General features: G+C 40.3%; 9 protein-coding genes. 6 read left to right on the top strand and 3 right to left on the bottom strand.

Going from position 1 to position 18227, the window contains the following annotated elements; genetic code table 11:
* The 3 genes from HMPREF9455_RS17160 to HMPREF9455_RS17150 form a co-directional block, all read left to right on the top strand.
* Positions 1 to 506 (top strand): IS4 family transposase (locus tag HMPREF9455_RS17160; protein ID WP_006801008.1); only part of this gene is annotated, 506 nt, incomplete at its 5' end.
* A gap of 192 nt (positions 507 to 698) precedes the next feature.
* Entirely contained in the window at positions 699 to 1382 is a 684-nt protein-coding gene (locus HMPREF9455_RS17155; RefSeq protein ID WP_006801007.1) for a response regulator transcription factor, read from the top strand.
* Positions 1383 to 1391: 9 nt separating this feature from the next.
* Positions 1392 to 2735, top strand: a complete 1344-nt coding sequence (locus HMPREF9455_RS17150; protein WP_006801006.1) for a sensor histidine kinase — start codon at positions 1392 to 1394, stop codon at positions 2733 to 2735.
* A gap of 190 nt (positions 2736 to 2925) precedes the next feature.
* On the opposite strand, the gene HMPREF9455_RS17145 is transcribed toward HMPREF9455_RS17150, so the two are convergent.
* Positions 2926 to 4761 (bottom strand): DEAD/DEAH box helicase, encoded by a 1836-nt coding sequence (locus HMPREF9455_RS17145; protein WP_006801005.1) that lies wholly within the window; start codon positions 4759 to 4761, stop codon positions 2926 to 2928.
* Positions 4762 to 5020: 259 nt separating this feature from the next.
* Between HMPREF9455_RS17145 and bamJ the strand changes: the two genes are divergently transcribed.
* Complete coding sequence (gene bamJ / locus HMPREF9455_RS21880; RefSeq protein WP_006801004.1) at positions 5021 to 6043, top strand: BamJ family beta-barrel-assembly machinery protein; 1023 nt, start codon at positions 5021 to 5023, stop codon at positions 6041 to 6043.
* Positions 6044 to 6132: 89 nt separating this feature from the next.
* Here the strand turns inward: bamJ and HMPREF9455_RS17135 are convergent, their stop codons facing one another.
* Together HMPREF9455_RS17135 and HMPREF9455_RS17130 are read right to left on the bottom strand one after the other, a co-directional pair.
* The gene (locus HMPREF9455_RS17135) at positions 6133 to 8628 is read right to left on the bottom strand and encodes a glycoside hydrolase family 2 TIM barrel-domain containing protein (RefSeq protein WP_006801003.1); all 2496 of its coding nucleotides are present in this window, start codon (positions 8626 to 8628) and stop codon (positions 6133 to 6135) included.
* 645 nt (positions 8629 to 9273) lie between these two features.
* Positions 9274 to 13332, bottom strand: a complete 4059-nt coding sequence (locus HMPREF9455_RS17130) for a hybrid sensor histidine kinase/response regulator transcription factor (RefSeq protein ID WP_006801002.1) — start codon at positions 13330 to 13332, stop codon at positions 9274 to 9276.
* A gap of 340 nt (positions 13333 to 13672) precedes the next feature.
* On the opposite strand from HMPREF9455_RS17130, the gene HMPREF9455_RS17125 reads away from it, so the two are divergent.
* Both HMPREF9455_RS17125 and HMPREF9455_RS17120 read left to right on the top strand, forming a co-directional pair.
* On the top strand, positions 13673 to 15139 hold the full coding sequence (locus HMPREF9455_RS17125) for a hypothetical protein (protein WP_006801001.1): 1467 nt from the start codon (positions 13673 to 13675) through the stop codon (positions 15137 to 15139).
* A gap of 36 nt (positions 15140 to 15175) precedes the next feature.
* Positions 15176 to 18214, top strand: coding sequence for a SusC/RagA family TonB-linked outer membrane protein (locus tag HMPREF9455_RS17120; protein ID WP_006801000.1), 3039 nt, complete (start codon positions 15176 to 15178; stop codon positions 18212 to 18214).
* Positions 18215 to 18227: the final 13 nt, after the last annotated feature.

Raw genomic sequence — 18227 nt, 5'->3', positions numbered from 1 at the left:
AATCAAATTCAGGCGAATATACAGCCTTAAAAAAAGAACCGTATACAGGTATAAAGTCCGACCAAATCGGTGTTTTTACAACCGGAAATTCACCGAAACGCTACCCCGAAAAAATCCGCAAGATTCGTTATTACGATACCGTGCAAAACAGAGAGTTTGTTTTTCTGACAAATGACTTGGTTTCCGATGCTAAAACGATTACGGAATTATATCGCAAACGTTGGTCTATTGAATTGTTTTTCAAATGGATAAAACAGCATCTGAAAATCAAACAGTTTTGGGGAACGACCGAAAATGCCGTAAAAATACAGGTAAATTGTGCTGTTATTGCTTATTGCCTTATAGCGATAGTTGCAAAAAAACTCAAAACAGAACGTACAATCTACGAATTATTACAAATTTTCGGCAAGTCCCTGCTGGATAAAACTCCTATAAATCAACTGATTAATAAATCTGATTACAAAAATGTCAAAGAGCAAATTGATAACTTATTGTTATTCAATTAATTTTAACGCAACACTAGTGATTTTTCATTCTTAATTATTAATTATTTTCAGTGTTACCTTTGCCTCCTTTTTTACTATTGAACAATAAGCATAACTAATTGACTGCACAGAAGAACAATTGAACGTTTTAATTCAATATAAGATTTGCATTAACTGAAAATCGTTACTTTTATAATTCTAAAACTATGTGTTATGGAGATTTTATTAATAGAGGACAATCACCGTATCAGTGAATTTGTGGTGAAAGGTCTGGAAGAAACCGGATATTCTGTTGTTCTAGCCGAAAACGGAGTAGATGCACGCAGCCTGATCAGCGAGAAAGAGTGGAGCCTGATCTTGTTGGACATTATGTTACCGGATATAGATGGTATCGAATTATTACAATATACGCGTTATAAAAAGATCAACACCCCCATACTTGTCATCAGTGCCTTAGGTGACGCAGAGGACAAAATCAGGGCGCTAGACTGTGGAGCAGATGATTACCTGACCAAACCGTTTCTCCTCAGGGAACTGATAGCTCATATCAATGCATTGACCCGTAGGGCAGGATTAAAGTATGATGTTGCATCCGATGTACTGGAATGTGACGATCTTAAGCTATTTAAAGACAGGCACCGGGTAGAAAGAGGAGGTGAAGAGATTAAACTTACAATGCAGGAATTCAAATTATTGAAATTACTGATGGAAAATAAGGATAAAGTATTATCCCGCGCCCAATTGCTGGATACCGTATGGGGTGTAAACTACGATACGAATACGAATGTGGTGGATGTATACATTTCGTACCTGCGGAATAAGATAGACACGGATGGACATGTAAAGCTTATCAAAACAGTAAAGGGACGGGGGTATATGATAGAAACTTATGATTAGAGGTATCACATGAAAGTAAAAAATCGCCTGAGCCTGTATTGTTCGCTTATCTTTGGTATAATCTTCGCTATTATATCCCTGCTTATATACGGTTTGTTCTACAACAACACAAAAAAGTCCATTTATAGTAATCTTGAAAAAACGGCTCATATATCGGCTTTGTTCTACCTTGAGGAGGACGAATTAAACGACAGAGAGTTTGCAAAGATTAAGGCACAGTTTGAAGAAATGGTAACCGACTCATATTATCAGGTATATGACATGCACAATAATATAGCATATGGCGTCGGTGTATCCGATATCCCTGTTTCTATTCTGGATAAGATACGGCTCAACAGGCATTTGTCTTTCACTATAGACGAATATCTTTGCTATGGCATATTCTATGAAGATAATCAGGGAGACTTTGTCGTTATCGCCAAAGTTCCTGAAAACGGACTGACTGAACAGGTCAATTTATTGTTGTGGATATTGATTCCGTCGTTTATTATCGGACTTTTAGCGATTGTCCTTCTCAGTCGTTGGGTATCCCGCATCGCATATCGTCCGTTTAGCGATGTGATAGGTCAGGTAAAGAATATATCGACTAATAATCTGAATGTCCGTATACAGTCGCCTGACACGAAAGATGAGTTGCAGAATTTGATAGAAACATTCAACGATTTACTGGCAAAGATATCGGAAACAGTAGTCATCCAAAAGAATTTTGTAAGATATGTCTCCCATGAATTTAGGACTCCTTTGGCATCTATGATGGGAAATATAGACTTATTCTCGATAAAAGACCGTAGCCCGGAAGAATACCGGCAACTGTCGGGAAAGCTTATCGAGCAGATAGTACAGATGGAAGAGATACTGGACACTCTCATTATTATTTCCGATCTGAAGAAAGATGAAAAGGAAGCATCTTATATGCGAATAGACGAATTGATCTGGGAGATTATAAGCAAGATGAAAAGCCTGTATCCCAGTTCTAAGATTCTGGTCAATATGGATATACAGCCGGAAGATGAGCAATTGATGTCTATTGATAAGGATAGGACCCAATTACTGATTGCTTTATTCAATCTGGTGGAGAACGCGGTGAAGTATTCTTCTAAAGAAAATGTCACCATACATATGTACAAGAAATCTGATAGACTGTGCTTGTCCATTGCCGACAAGGGTATTGGTATTCCATCGGACCAACTGGCAGATATCAGCAGACCTTTTTATCGGGCTGATAATACGAACGAGGTGCAAGGTAGCGGTATCGGACTGTCGATAGCCTTACGCATACTAGACAAAAACGGGATTGAATATAAGATAGAATCAGAGATCGATACAGGGACTACAGTCTCACTCTTATTCTAGCATCAGTGCTTATCTATTTTTATATGGAATCAATGCTTCGATATAAGAAAAGAATGGTCGAGTTTCTATTACAGACAGTATTAAGGGATAAGACTATCAAATAAGAAATCGCTATATAAAGAAACGTCAGTCACTTATCCTGTATAGATAAGGCAACTGACGTATATATTAATGTTAACTTAGTTTTCTATCAGGAAAACTTCGGTTTGCGTCCACCTTTTCGATGTCCTTTGTCCGACGGTTTTGAAGATTTGAAATCCGAGTTTCTTTTCGATCCCTTATCAGGACGTGAAGAACCGCTGTTTCCTCGATAGCCGCCACCTCTTTCGAAACGGGAAGCCCCGGAATTCCCCCGGTCTCCACCTCCGCCACCTTGGGCAACTTCTACAGATATGCGACGACCGTTTTGTTCCTGACGGCTCATTGCGCTTATCACTTTCTGAGCATCCTTTTCCGGTACCTCAAAGAAGGAGAAATTTTGCATGATGTCGATACGTCCGATATTCACCTTCTCAGGAACGAAATCGTTTACCAATCCCATAAGTGTTGCCGGATTTACACTGTCTGTACGACCGATATTAATGAAAAGACGAGAGTATCCCTTTTCCGCACCGCGGCTACCTCCCGAAGAACGATCAGAACGTTCACGGTCTTTACGCCGAGGATATGACTTGTCGTCTCCTTTGGAGAAGCGGTCGGAAGGAGTCTCTATCTCATCCGCATCGCGATAATAGTCGATCAAGCGGTTAAATTCAAGAGCCACAACACGTTTTATAATATCTTCTTTTTCCAGCCAGTCGAGTTTCCTGTACACAGATGGGAGAAGGTTCGATATTTCATCTTCGTTCACCTTTACTTTCTCTATTCTGTCAACAAGACTGAACAATTGCTTTTCGCAAATGGCTTCTCCCGAAGGAATTACTCCCTGCTCGAATTTCTTATTGATGATTTTCTCAATTTCCCGGATTTTACCCTTCTCCTTTACATGGACAATAGAGATTGATGTCCCTGTTTTACCAGCACGGCCAGTACGTCCGCTACGGTGGGTATATGATTCTATATCGTCAGGCAATCCGTAATTGATAACATGCGTAAGACTGTCAACGTCCAGTCCGCGGGCAGCTACATCGGTCGCAACCAGTAACTGAATATTATGAATGCGGAATTTCTGCATCACATAGTCGCGCTGTGCCTGAGATAGATCACCATGCAGGGAGTCGGCATTGTATCCGTCCTGTATCAGTTTGTCGGCAATCTCCTGTGTTTCGCGGCGGGTACGGCAGAAAATGATACCGTATATATTCGGATAATAGTCGGCTATACGTTTTAGCGCCAGATATTTATCCTTTGCATGTACCATATAATATACATGCTTTACGTTGTTCGAGCCTTCATTCTTACGGCCAATCGTAATCTCTTTAGGGCTTTGCATGTATTTTTTGGTAATCTTAGCAATCTCCTTTGGCATTGTTGCCGAGAAAAGGAGCATTACTCTTTCGTCAGGCACTTTAGATAGTATCTCATCGATACTTTCCGTAAAGCCCATATTCAGCATTTCATCTGCCTCATCGAGCACAACATATTTTATGTTCTTCAAATCTACCGTTTTACGGTTGATAAGATCTATCAGACGCCCCGGAGTAGCAACGATAATTTGTACTCCCCTTTTCAGAGATTTAATCTGGCTCTCGATGCTTGACCCTCCATATACAGGAAGTACTCTCAGATTATCAATATACTTTGAATAATCTGCCAGATCACCTGCTATCTGTAAACACAACTCACGGGTAGGACACAGTATCAATGCCTGAGGTACGTTTTCTTTTACTTCGATTTTTTGTAGGACAGGTAACCCAAAAGCCGCTGTTTTGCCGGTTCCTGTTTGCGCCAATGCAATTATGTCGCTTGTTTCGCCCAGCAGGTATGGAATCACTTCTTCTTGCACGGGCATGGGATTCTCGTAACCCATTTCTTCGATCGCTTTGCGGATATTCGCTGCAACCCCTAATTCTTCAAATGTTTTCATTAAAAATTATAAATATTCTTATGTGGTAATTAACCCTTCAACAGGCCTACTCCCACCCCAAAGAATATTCGACATAAGAGAGTCAGCCGTTAAGGACGCGCAAAGGTAGTGATTAGTTTTCAAGTTTTTACAAGATTTCACAATAAGTTTATTGAAGTTACGATATAGACGGATAAAAAATACTACTTTTGCATCTCGATATAATATACACATTCTCAGAAACTATAAACATAGAACATCAACAAATAAAATTAGTCATATGAAGAAATTATTACTATTCTCTTTGGTTGCATGCGCAGTATTAAGTCCGGAAGGTCTGCTTGCGCAGAAAAAAACAACCCCTAAGAAAATCGTGGCGGTAGAGCCTGTTCTCAGCACTCAGGCTGATACCATATCTTATGCCCTCGGTGTAAACATGGTACAAAGCGGGTTGAAACCTTATCTGTCACAAATGGGAGTTATAGCAGATACCGCTGCGGTGAGAGCCGACTATACATCCAAAATAGAAAAAGAGGCTGATGCCTCAAAACAAAGCAACCTGAAGGTGGAAATGGCCTCCAAGTTAGATTCCCTGACGAAAGCCAATGCAGCCAATTTAGAAGAGTTTTTGGTCGGTTTTGCGCAAACGATAAAACAAGATAAAAGTAAATCGGCATTCAATTCAGGGGTGGCTATCGGCAGTCGGCTTTCGACTATGACCGATAATTTCTCGAAAGAAATATTAGGCGGACCTGGTAAACTGAATATTGATGCCTTTGTTTCTGCTTTCTCCAATAGCCTGAAAGATGAAAAACTACTCATAGAAGGATCAGAAGGTATTATACAGGATGCCGCTCAAAAAGCACAGGAGGTAAACGAAGCAAAGAAAGCGGAGGAAATGAAATCCGAATATGCCAGCCAGATTGCCGAAGGTGATAAATTTATGGCAGAAAATAAGACTGCGAGCGGAGTGGTGACATTGCCTAGCGGCTTACAGTATAAGATAATAACTGAAGGAACAGGAGCTAAACCAACAGCAGCAGATCGCGTGACAGTTCACTATAAAGGTACATTGCTCGACGGAACTGTATTCGACAGCAGTATTGAAAGAGGAGAGCCTGCTACATTTGGCGTAGGACAAGTAATTAAGGGATGGACAGAAGCTTTGATGTTGATGCCTGTAGGCTCAAAATGGATGTTGTATATCCCTTACGATTTAGCTTATGGAGCGAGAGAACAAGGTTCTATAAAGCCTTTCTCCAACCTTATCTTCGAAGTGGAATTGATCGATATTCCTAAATAAGCCAGTAATAAGAAGTACTATAGAAAACGGCGTCGGTAATTGAATTACCGACGCCGTTTTTACTATAAACAGATTGATTATATATTGTCTTATTTAACCCGGATTGTCTCTTCCACTGACTTCAGCCAAGGCGAGGTGAACTGGACTTTAATTTCTCCCTGCTCGCCTGTTGTCTGTATATAAGCGAGTATATGACCATGGAAGACACGGTGTCTGTTATCCGTATAATCACTCATATCTTCGTTATTGCTGGCTTCCAGTCCGAGCAGTTTCGCAGGGCCGATTATACGGCAGGTAACTTCATTATCAGACAACATCACAGGCACACCATTCTCGTCCACTACCTGTACAACGATCTGAGCAAGGCCTTTGTCTTTACAGATTTCTTTCTCCGATTGTACGATAGTCAGTGCATACGGCTGTCCGGAAGATTGTATGGCATAACGTGCTGTTTCATTACCATTTTTATCCATTCCTATAACCTCCAGTTTACCTGCCTGATAAGGAATATCCCAATAGATAATACCTGTATTATCGTCATAATCTTTTGTCTGGCCTACTTCTTTTCCATTCAGTTCCAGTCTGGCTTTCGCCGCATTGGTATAGCTTACTACACGGATAGATTGTCCTTCCTGATAGTTCCAGATAGGCCATGCATCCATCGATGGGGTTTTCTCTTCGTAGTTACCGTCATTTTCAGCATCCAGCTGAGACCATACATCTTTCATCTGGCTTTTGCTACCTTTGCCCGGTGTAGGATAAGTTCCCAGATAAGCCATCGGTTTATCCGACCAAAGCGATTGACGGAAATAGCCTCTTGGTTTAATAAAGCCTCCGAAATCAAGCAGTCCCGAATAAAAGCCTCTCGACGGCCAGCGTCCCGATTCTCCCAGATAATCTATACCCGTCCACAAGAATTGTCCGAAGATATATTCATTATCCCTTGCTGCTTTCCAAGCACTTAGTTCATGCCGGTTTTCACTGCCGTAGATTACCCTCTCAGGATATGCCTGGTGATCTTTTGCATACATCCCTTCAGTATAGTTGTATCCTGCGATATCCAATGCTCCGGGATATGCAGTCTGATTAGACATGGCTACTCCGGCCAATCCGGCTGTTGTAGGACGTGATGTATCATATTTCTTAACTACTGCCACCAGTCGTTTGGCTATATCACCCAGGCGCATGGCATCAGGCGCATCTTTCTTATATCCTCCAAACATTGCCTGAGTAAAGCCTGTTGCTGCTCCACCATCCAATACCGGATGAGAATAAGGATCGTTCGGATAATCTACTTCATTGCCGATACTCCATGCAAATACGGATATATGATTACGGTCGCGACGTACAATGTCTGCTAAGTCTTTTTCTCCCCATTCTCCAAAATAATCGAAATTACCTTGAAATCCGGGAGTTCCCACATTCCAGCCTTCGAGCCATTTGCGTTTAGGAAATTCCCATTCGTCATAGGCTTCATTGAGTACCAATAGTCCTAGTTCATCGCACAAGCTATATAGATCCGGTGCCTGAGGATTGTGGCTGGTACGGATAGCATTCACCCCTATCTCTTTCAGTGTAAGCAATCTGCGTTTCCACACATCTTTTGGCACAGCCGACCCTAATACGCCCGCATCGTGGTGGATACATACGCCTTTTACCTTCATCCAGTCTCCATTCAGGGCAAATCCTTTATTCGGATCGAATGTATAGTTGCGAATACCTGTAGTAGTAGTGGTTTGGTCTATAACTTTACCATCTTTGAGTACCGTCGTCTTTAATTGGTATAGATTCGGGTTATTCAAGTCCCATAACTGAGGATTGTTTACTTTCAGGTCTGCCGACACCTCATTATTTCCGGCTGTCATTTGCAGCTTCTTTGAATCTTTTGCAACAACCTTACCGTCTGCCGACAACAACTCGTTTGTAATAGTCAGATTCGCATCTTTCACTGTAGAATTATCCATTTCCACAGACACAGATACAACGGCTTGTTTCTTAGTCACTGATTTAGGATATGCAAATACACCCCATTGTGCAATATGCAGAGGATTGGCATATACCATCCATACATTACGATAGATACCCGAACCGGTGTACCAGCGTGAGTCTGCCGACTGGCTATGATCTGCACGAACAGCTATTACATTATCTTCCCCATATTTAATGTAGGGAGTGGCATCGTACATAAAAGAGACATAACCATTCGGACGTTTGCCTAACGACTGTCCATTGATGAACACTTCGCTGCGATTGTACACTCCTTCGAAGTACAAGTATACTTTTTCCCCTTGTTTCGATTGGGGTACGTTGATTGTCTTGCGATACCAGCCTATACCTCCGGGCAAGTAACCCGTGGCACTGGCAAGTGTAGGACTGAGCTGACCTTTCACACTCCAGTCATGGGGTAAGTCGACAGTTTTCCATCTTTTGTCATCCAACGACGGAGTCTGGCCGTCTTTGACATCATTTAAAGTAAATTTCCAGTTGGAGTTAATCTTCTCCGGTTCACCGAAACTTACCTGACCAGCTAGCGATAACGTCAGCAGGCATAGAACGGCACTCGAAAGTAATCTTGATAATTTCATGATATATTAAATTTGTTAATTTCTGCGTTAACAAAAATACAATATATGACAGAATGCAATGGGGTATAGATAGGGCAAAATAGGATAGTAAATGAGTCATATATTATAAATCCGGTTGTTCGGATAAGAAATAGACGAAAAGCAAATACAGAAAACAATGAAAAATTAATAATTGGCTTTACAGTTAACAGTAAGCAGTCATCAGTTAACAACTTGTTTCTTGTCTACTCGTATCTCATATAACTTTCAACTTACTACTTGTTAAAAAGTAACAAAGGTAACGCATTTTTAGCTATTAGCTGATAGCTGTTAGCCGATAGCTTATGTACAAAACCTGACAAACCTGACGACTTTTTACACAATTTTTATTGTCACTTTTTCTTCTAAAAACTCCGTGCTACTCCGTTTACTCTGTGGTTAAAAATAAAAGGTAACAAAGGTTACACCTTTTTCAGTAAACAGTAAACAGTTAGCAGTAAACAATTTGTGTTTGTCTACTCGTATCTCATATAACTTTCAACTTAGTACTTAAAACTTATTACTTATACCAATACTTCAAAGAACAACAAGCTATCACCTAAAGGCTAACAGCTACATACATAGATAAACTTTCCGCGAAAAGATAAAACTTTCTTTACCCCCCGATTACTTTCTGTTCATTATCTGTTTTATATACTCGGAGGGTACCAATCCAAATTCTTCTTTAAAGCATTGACGGAAATAAGTAACACTGTTCATCCCTACCATATAGGATATTTCGGAGATAGTATATTTCCCTGTGAGAAGAAGTTGTTCTGCATTTCGTATTCTTACTTTTCTTATAAATTCGTTCGCAGACATGCCCGTCAGGGCTTTTACTTTTCGGTATAGAGTGGAATGGCTCATGTTCATTTTGTCCGCTATAAACGCAACATCTACATTGTCCGAATCCAGATTCTGCTCAATAATGGACGTTACTTTTTCTATAAACTCATTATCTATTTTGCTTATAGAGTCTATTATGATGGCATTCTTGTTTGCTGTATTATTATTTATCAATTCTGCGACCTTTCGTCTGGCTTCCAACAGATTGGTTACACGGCTATGCAGCAGGCTGGCACTGAACGGTTTTGTTATATACGACTCTACTCCAATATTATATCCTTCCGTCCGGTCCTGAATAGAATCCTTGGCAGTAAGCAGTATGATTGGTATATGACTTGTACGCACATCTTCCTTTAATATTCTGCTTAGTTCGAATCCATCCATTTCAGGCATCATGATATCGCTGATAATAATATCCGGAATATGAGTATATGCCTCTTTTAAGCCTTTCTTCCCGTTCGACGCAGTATATACTTTGTATTGCTCTGATAAGGAGTTATGGATATAATCCCTGATATCGTCATTGTCTTCGATAACCAGAATCACCTGCTTGGTATCTGTCGGCTCTGATTTTACAATCTCTCCGTTTTCTTCTATGACATCTTTGGTCGTTTTGTCCATATGTAAAGCATCCGGATAAGTATTATCCGTTACTATCCTGAAACGGAAAGACGTCCCTTCACCGGGTTTGCTTTCGACAGATATTTCTCCCTGATGTATGAAAGCAAGATTATGCACAAGAGCCAAACCGATACCTGTACCCGATACTTGCTGTTCCCTTTCGGCCTGATAATACCTGTCAAATATTTTAGGGATTGATTCCGGAGGAATACCCCTGCCTGTGTCTCTGACCTCTATTTCGGTATAGTTTACACCACTATTCTCTACGGATCTCAATATAAGGGAGATGCTACCTTTTTGGGTATATTTGAATGCGTTGGACAACAGGTTCTCCAGGATAGTCGTTATCACATCGGAATCGAAGAAAACATCTACATTTAGCGTTTCTATACTGATATTGAAAGAGATCCGTTTGTTCGTATTGAGTTCTTTATACTTCAGCCCCACTTCATGTACCAATTGAGAAATATCGCTTTTGTAGACACTTAGCCTTTTATTTTGGGTTTCTGTTTTTCGGAATTCCAGTATCTGGTTTATAAGGCTCAACAGCCGTGTAGCACTTCTGTATATGGCTGATATTTTGGATGAGTGCTTTTCCGGCAAGCCCGGATCACCATGCAGGTCTTCCAAAGGGCCTAGTATGAGAGTCAGAGGAGTACGCAGTTCATGAGTTATATTTGTAAAAAAACGAAGTCTTTCATTATTTAATTCCTGTTCTTGAAGATGGTTTTTCTTTTCCAGAGTGAGAGAATTTTCCAGATCAAGTTTACGTTTATAGAAACGGAGAATAAGAATTACTATACAAAATATCGTTATAATATACAGCGCTTTAGCCCACCATGTAAGCCACAATGGCGGATTGATATTAATTGTCAGAGAGGTAATATTCTCCGACCATTCCTGATTCTTAACCCGCGATTTGATTAACAGTTCGTATGTACCGGGAGGGATGTTGCGGAACGTTACGGAGTTTTCTCCCTGTGTATTATACCACAAATCCTCCAACCCTTTGAGCATATAAGTATAGTCTACCAGATGATTGAGAGAATAATCCAATACATTGAATGATATATTGAATGTATTTTGATTATAGTTTAATTCGATCTCGGATGTAACAGGTATATCCGTATCATTATCCGATATTTTCAACTGGTCGCTATATATCTTGAAACTGGTAATGGCTGTAGGAGGTAAATCTATTTGGGTAGGCACAGCCTCAGGTTTGAAATAACAAACTCCGTTTTGTGAACCGAAGAAAATTGTTCCTTTAGAATCTTTTGTTACCGAACCACTCATAAAATCACCGAGGGGAACCCCATTGTAATGATTGTAATTGTCAAATTTATTATTACTGTGTATAAAACGGCTGATTCCGCCATTGGTACTAATCCATATGTTACCATCCTTGTCTTCGGTAATGGCGCGTATATGGCTGTTTATCAGCCCGTCCTTTTCGTCAAAAACGGTATATTCATCCATTTTATCGGGAGATTTAAAATAGACAAGTCCTTCTCCCGTTGCTACCCACATCTGCCCTTTTGCGTCTTTATATATATGATCTACAGTATTGGACGGAAAGCCCCGGTCAGTCTTCAGAGTTTTGATGACTTTCAGATTCTTGTCAAGAATAGCCAGCCCTTCACCGAAAAAGCCGATCCATATTTGCCCTTTGTTGTCTCTCGATATGGCACGTACGAGATTATTGGGCAGTTCGGAATTTTCGGTAGAGAACAATTGCCGTTTTTGTGTGACTATATTATATTGATACAATCCATACGTGCACCCGATCCACATATTCTTTTCATTGTCTTCATAAAAACACCTGACATCTGTATTCTTTCCATCTATCATAAATTCAGAAACAGCCTTGCTTTGCGAATCAAATATATTCACACCTCCCCGGAAGGTGCCGAACCATAAGTTATTTTTAGAATCCCTGATCGCGGCTAATATAGCATCATCAGTTATTTTATTAGTCTTTTTATCAAAAATATGGGTTCTTTCTCCATTTTCAAAAACATTGATTCCCCCGCCATCGGTACCTATCCATACACGGTCTTTCTCGTCAGTGCATATCCCCCATGCTATCGGGTTATTTAAAGAATTATTCAGGGTTTGTATAGGTGAGTATGACCATGTATCGAAAAAAGGTGAGTAATGGCTGATGAAGTTTATCCCGCCTCCATATGTCGCAAACCAGGAATTATTGAAAGAGTCCTGATAAATGCACCGGATTGTCGGATTCGAGAATCCTTTGCTATCGTCCCGGTAAGTTATATTGCTGAAAGAAACATGCTGAGGTGTCAGGAACATGCTTTGCCTTATATCGAGGATACTTACCCCGCCTTTTTCTGTTCCTACCCATAATTTTCCGTCGCTGAGCTGATTAATGGTATATATGTAGTTCGAGATCAGGGAAGCCTTGTTTTGGGGGTCGTGGCTGAATACAATAAACGATTCTTTCTCCGTATTAAAAAGGGCCAGTCCATTGTTCGTCCCTATCCATACATTATCATTCTTATCTACATAGATAGTCTTTACTTCATCGCCGGGCAAACTTTCCTTATCATCCGGATTATGTCTGAAATTCCTTATCTTCTTGTCTTTCAATGATAGTATGCTCAGCCCGGACGATACATGTCCGATATATAAAAATCCCTTATTGTCTTCATTTACAGACCAGACATTATCATTGACCATCCCGGGAACCGTAGACTGATTATAGTGTTCGAACGTCTTATTCTTTTTGTTAAAATATTCGACACCTCTGTAATATGTCGACAGCCATAGGTTTCCGTCTTTAGAGTTGGTTATATCGGTAATGTCGTTTGTTATAATTCCCGATGGATTGACGGCGTCATGTTTATAATGGGTAAATGTTTCAGTATTAGAATCAAACGCATTCAGCCCTTCCCGTTGTGTTGCGATCCAGACTATATCATCATATTTGTCGGCATACACTTTATTCAGTTCGTTCCCGCTTATACTGTTACTTCCTTCAATGTTATTTTTCTTATAAACTTTACATCTATTTCCATCAAACCTATTCAATCCGGATTCGGTTGCAAACCATAAAAACCCCCTCTTGTCCTGTGTAATGCTCACAATATAATTGCTTGAAACACCATGTTCTATCCCCAGCGTTTTTATCGTATAAAGCTGAGCATAAGATGATAAAAATGACGAAAGAATAAGAAATAGTAATAAAAACGATCTCATACGGTTTATCAGACTTTGACTATTGATATCCAAATGTAATAATAATCTGATAATATAGATACCCTAATTAAGCATTGACCGATTTAGCATTCATTAATGATTAGTTTGCGTTCACATCTGTAGTCGATCAATATATACATTTGCTACGGGAATGTGGTGCTGGTACAATTAGAACAACCACTAACTGCGGTTTTAATTGTATTCTTCAAAAAATAAGCTATAGAAAATATTTAATACAACGTATTTTATTTGTAACTGACTATTGATATTGCAGATACAGAAATAACAAATAGGTCTGAGACCTTAAATTAAAAAATTTCATAAACTAAAATCTGATTTCATGAAAACAAAAAAGTGTATTAGCTTGCTGTTGATCCTTCTATTTCTATTGAATGGATGTAGCGATGATGATGGCTATTCCGATGTAGATGGGTTACCTCCTACAATTGTTATGGGCTCTTCGAATATAAAGACAGAACCCGGCAGAGAAATTACAATCAAAGCAAAAGTAGAAGATAAAGACGGGCTTCGCTCCATCAATCTGAAAAATGCGGCATTCAATCTGGATAAAACTATAGACCTTACATTAGACAGTATTGTATATTCTTTCGACCTGAACTATAAATACAAGATAGTAAAAGGCCTGGAAGGAGACAATTTCCAATTGGATGTTACCGCTACCGACCGGGGCGGACGTACCACTACAGAAACTGTACTGGTTACCATGGACGGGGATTTTACAAATCCTGTATTTACCGTATCTCCGGATGCAGCCATAACTGTTCTGTTGAAAACAGAAACACGATTGAACGTTAAATTTACAGCAGAAGATGATAAGGCATTGGATCTGGTAACAATAAACATACCTGAAATCAATTATTCGAGAGAAATCACAACCTTCACAAATTCAGGCAAGACTCTTGAATTTAATGACCCTATAACATTACCTTCGGCAGTAGCCACATATAACCTGACATTAAAAGCTGTTGACAAAGCAGGGCTGGAAACTAGCAAGACCAGTGTGATCACTGTATCGGAAATGCCGGACTTCCCTAAGATGTACCTTGCGGATGTAGCGACTGTAGCCGAGTTGAACAGTGATGTATTTGGTGTGCCTATGCGTATAGAGCGTACTGCCGCTTATGAATATAAAGCGAATTATTATTGCCAGAAAGCAGGTACTGAGATTTTCTTCTTACCTCAAAAAAGCGATTTCACTCCGATTTGTTTCGGTATCGATCCTGCCGATAACACAAAATTGACTGATGATCCCGATATTGCAGAACCTATCGTGTTAACTCAGGCGAATGTATATTATGAAATTACATTTAATGTAAAAACCGCTATTTACAAAGTCAAGACCTATGCGATTGCTGATGCGGTTGATCCTGTCCCTCATAAATTCGGTTCTATCAGTCTGGATACTTGGGGTGATGGCGGAAGCTGGCTTCAGGAGTTCTATTTTGGTTATATGACTTCCAACCCGAGAGAAGTAAGCCGGTTTACACAGGATGCGACCAATCCGCACCTCTATTACCTGGCTAATCCATTGTCTTTGGAAGCAGGACAGAAAATGAATTTTGTTTTCCACAACTGGCACTCTGATGGATGGTGGAACTATTGCTCATGGCGAGTAGATAATTCGGACGAACCGGAAATATTCAATTATTATGGCGACTATAAGAACCCTGCATGGACCAAGCCTAACGGTGCTGATAACTGGGCGAAACCGACAGTAAAACAAACAGGTTCTTATAAATTATATTTTGACGCTCATTTGGGAAGAGCTAAACTTGTCCGCGAGTAAATATAAACAGAAGTAAAAAAACATAAACAAATACTTATGAAAAAATATCTGATAATTCTATTACTAACCTTGCCTCTGTGTCTTATGGCACAGACCAGAGTTACACTTAGGGGAAAAGTTACGGCTGCCGGCAATGAGCCTCTTATTGGCGTCACTGTAATGGAAAAAGGCACAACCAATGGAACAATGACAGACATAGATGGTAATTATACGTTGTTGAATGTTCCGGAAAATGCTACGATTGTATACTCCATGATCGGCCTTATAACCAAGGAAGTGAAGATGGACAAAGGCGGGGTTATAAATGTTGTGATGGAAGATAATACAAAGATGCTCGACGATGTAGTGGTTATCGGTTATGGCGTGGTGAAGAAAAGCGACCTAACCAGCTCAATAACTACCGTAAAAGGAGAAGCATTAAAGAACATGACATCAGGAAATGCCTTATATTCCATGCAGGGTAAAGCCAACGGTGTGCAGATCACCGGTTCGGGTGGCCCGGGAGACAACCCGCGCGTGATAATCCGCGGTGTGACTACAATAAACGGTTCCGATCCGCTGTATGTAGTAGACAATGTACCTTTGGGGCAAGGAGCGAATATAAATTTCCTGAACCAAAATGATATAGAAAGTATAGAAGTATTGAAAGACGCCTCAGCCGCAGCAATCTACGGTACCAGAGGTTCTAATGGGGTAATTTTGATTACTACAAAAAAAGGATCGGAAGGAAAAACTAAATTCCAGGCCAGCGCATCTTTAGGAATGCAAACCCTGAACAAACCCGATATGGCTAATGCCGCTACTTATGAGAAAGTATTTAAAGAACGTTTCGAAAACGACAAAGCTAAAGGCGGAAGTAATGCACCCTGGGATGTTGCCGGTATCGGTTCATTCTCTGATACGGATTGGTGGGATCAGGTAGTTAACGATGTGGCATATACCCAATCATATAACTTTAGCTTTCAGGGAGGAACAGATAAATTTGTTTACAGTGGTAGTTTGGGATATTTCCGCCAGAATTCTCAGTTCGACGTTGGTTACTGGGAACGTATTACAGGTAGATTCAACACAGAATACAAATTCAACAGTGTTGTAAAGGCTGGAATAGATTTTGCCCCACGTTACGAGAACTGGACAGATACGCCTAACCTGTTCGATGCCGTTATGCGCATGGACCCGACAACACCTGTATATAGAGCCAGAGAAAACTGGGGTATAAATGAGTACAGCAATTATGCCCGTTCTTACCACAATCAGGTTTGGAATCCGGCAGGAAGCGTTGCCCGTCAGAACAAGCACAGCAATGAATACGGGCTGATGATGAATCCGTATCTGAGTATTGAGCCGATAAAAGGATTGATTGCCCGCACTCAATTCAGTGTAAATGCGCGCTTCAGAATGACCGATAATTATACTCCTCAGTTCCATATTCATGATCTTGAACAAAGTCAACAGAGCAAAATCGAACGGAATTCAAATCATTGGGTAGATTGGACGTGGACCAATACATTGAATTACATGCGTACATTCAATGAAAAACATAATCTAACCCTGATGGGTGGCTTCACTATGGAGAAGTCTGCAGAATATTGGTTGACAGGCTCTAGAGAAGCAGTACCAAACAATCATCCGAATCTTCAGTATGTAAAGGCAGGAACATTAAACCCTCAGGCAGACGGAACTGATGTATACAAATCCTATATATCTTATTTAGGACGTGTAATGTATAACTATGATAGCCGCTATTATCTTACTGCTTCGGTTCGTACCGACGGATCTTCCAGATTCCCAAAAGGAAATAAATATGCCACATTCCCTGCTGCTTCTGTGGCATGGAGAGTATCGGAAGAAGGATTCATGAAAAACCAGAATGTACTATCAAATCTGAAAGTCCGTGCAGGATGGGGACGTGTAGGAAATGATATTATAGACCTAAATGCTTACCTGAACCTGATCGATAAAGCTGATTATGTTTTCGGCTCCGACCGCTATATAGGAACCTCTGTCAGCTCTGTAGGCAATACGATGTTGAAATGGGAGATTGTAGAAGACTATAATCTGGGAATAGACGCAGGCTTTTTAGATAACCGTCTGGATATTACAGCTGATATTTTTCTGAAAAAATCGAAGGATATGTTGATCCAGAAACAAAATCTGATGGTAACAGGTTATCCGATGTGGAATGCCGAAATGTGGTCTAATATTGGTAGTATGGAAGCCAAAGGTTGGGAATTATCGGTGAATTGGAAAGACCAGATGAGAGACTTTAATTATGAAGTTGGAGTAAACCTTTCCGGTGTAAAAAATATCGCTAAAGGTTTCGGTCTTACTACAGAATACTTAAGGGGAGGGTTCTTTAATGAATACATTATAAAGAACGAAGTCGGAGGAGAGATCAGCCGCTTCTACGGCTATGTCGCAGATGGCATTTTCCAGAATTGGACAGAGATTAACAGTCATACCAGCAACACAGGAGAATTGCTTCAGCCGGATGCTGTTCCGGGAGATATCCGTTTCAAAGATTTGAATAATGATGGTGTATTCAACGAAAAAGATAAAACATATATAGGCAGCGCTTTCCCTGATCTGATGGTTGGTTTGAACATCCGTTTGGGATATAAAAACTTTGATCTGGTATCTAACTTCTACGGTACTATCGGAAACGATATATACAACAGTGCCAAGGGTGGTTTTTATGCGGGAACCGAAGGACAGAATGTATTTGCAGACGCATACGATAAAGCATGGAGAGGTGAAGGTACAAGCAACTATTACCCTCGTCTTTCATACACTGACGCTAACCTGAATTACCGCAGGGTTTCTTCATTCTTCGTTGAAGATGGATCATACTTCCGTTGCAAATTACTGCAGATAGGTTATACCCTGCCAACAAAAATGACCAAAGGATTAGGTATACGCCTTTCAGCATCAGCTCAAAACCTGTTTACTATTACCAGCTACTCAGGAATGGATCCGGAGCGCGCAGCTTTGGGTAGTGCATTGGAAGCCGGTATTGATAATCTGGGTTATCCTAACCCTCGCACATTCCTATTCGGTCTTAATATTAACTTTTAATCAGTAGCAAACA

The sequence above is a fragment of the Dysgonomonas gadei ATCC BAA-286 genome, from assembly GCF_000213555.1.
GTDB classification, from domain to species: Bacteria; Bacteroidota; Bacteroidia; order Bacteroidales; family Dysgonomonadaceae; genus Dysgonomonas; species Dysgonomonas gadei.
Note: the sequence above shows the minus strand (reverse complement) of the source record. Positions and strands in the feature narration are given on the sequence as shown.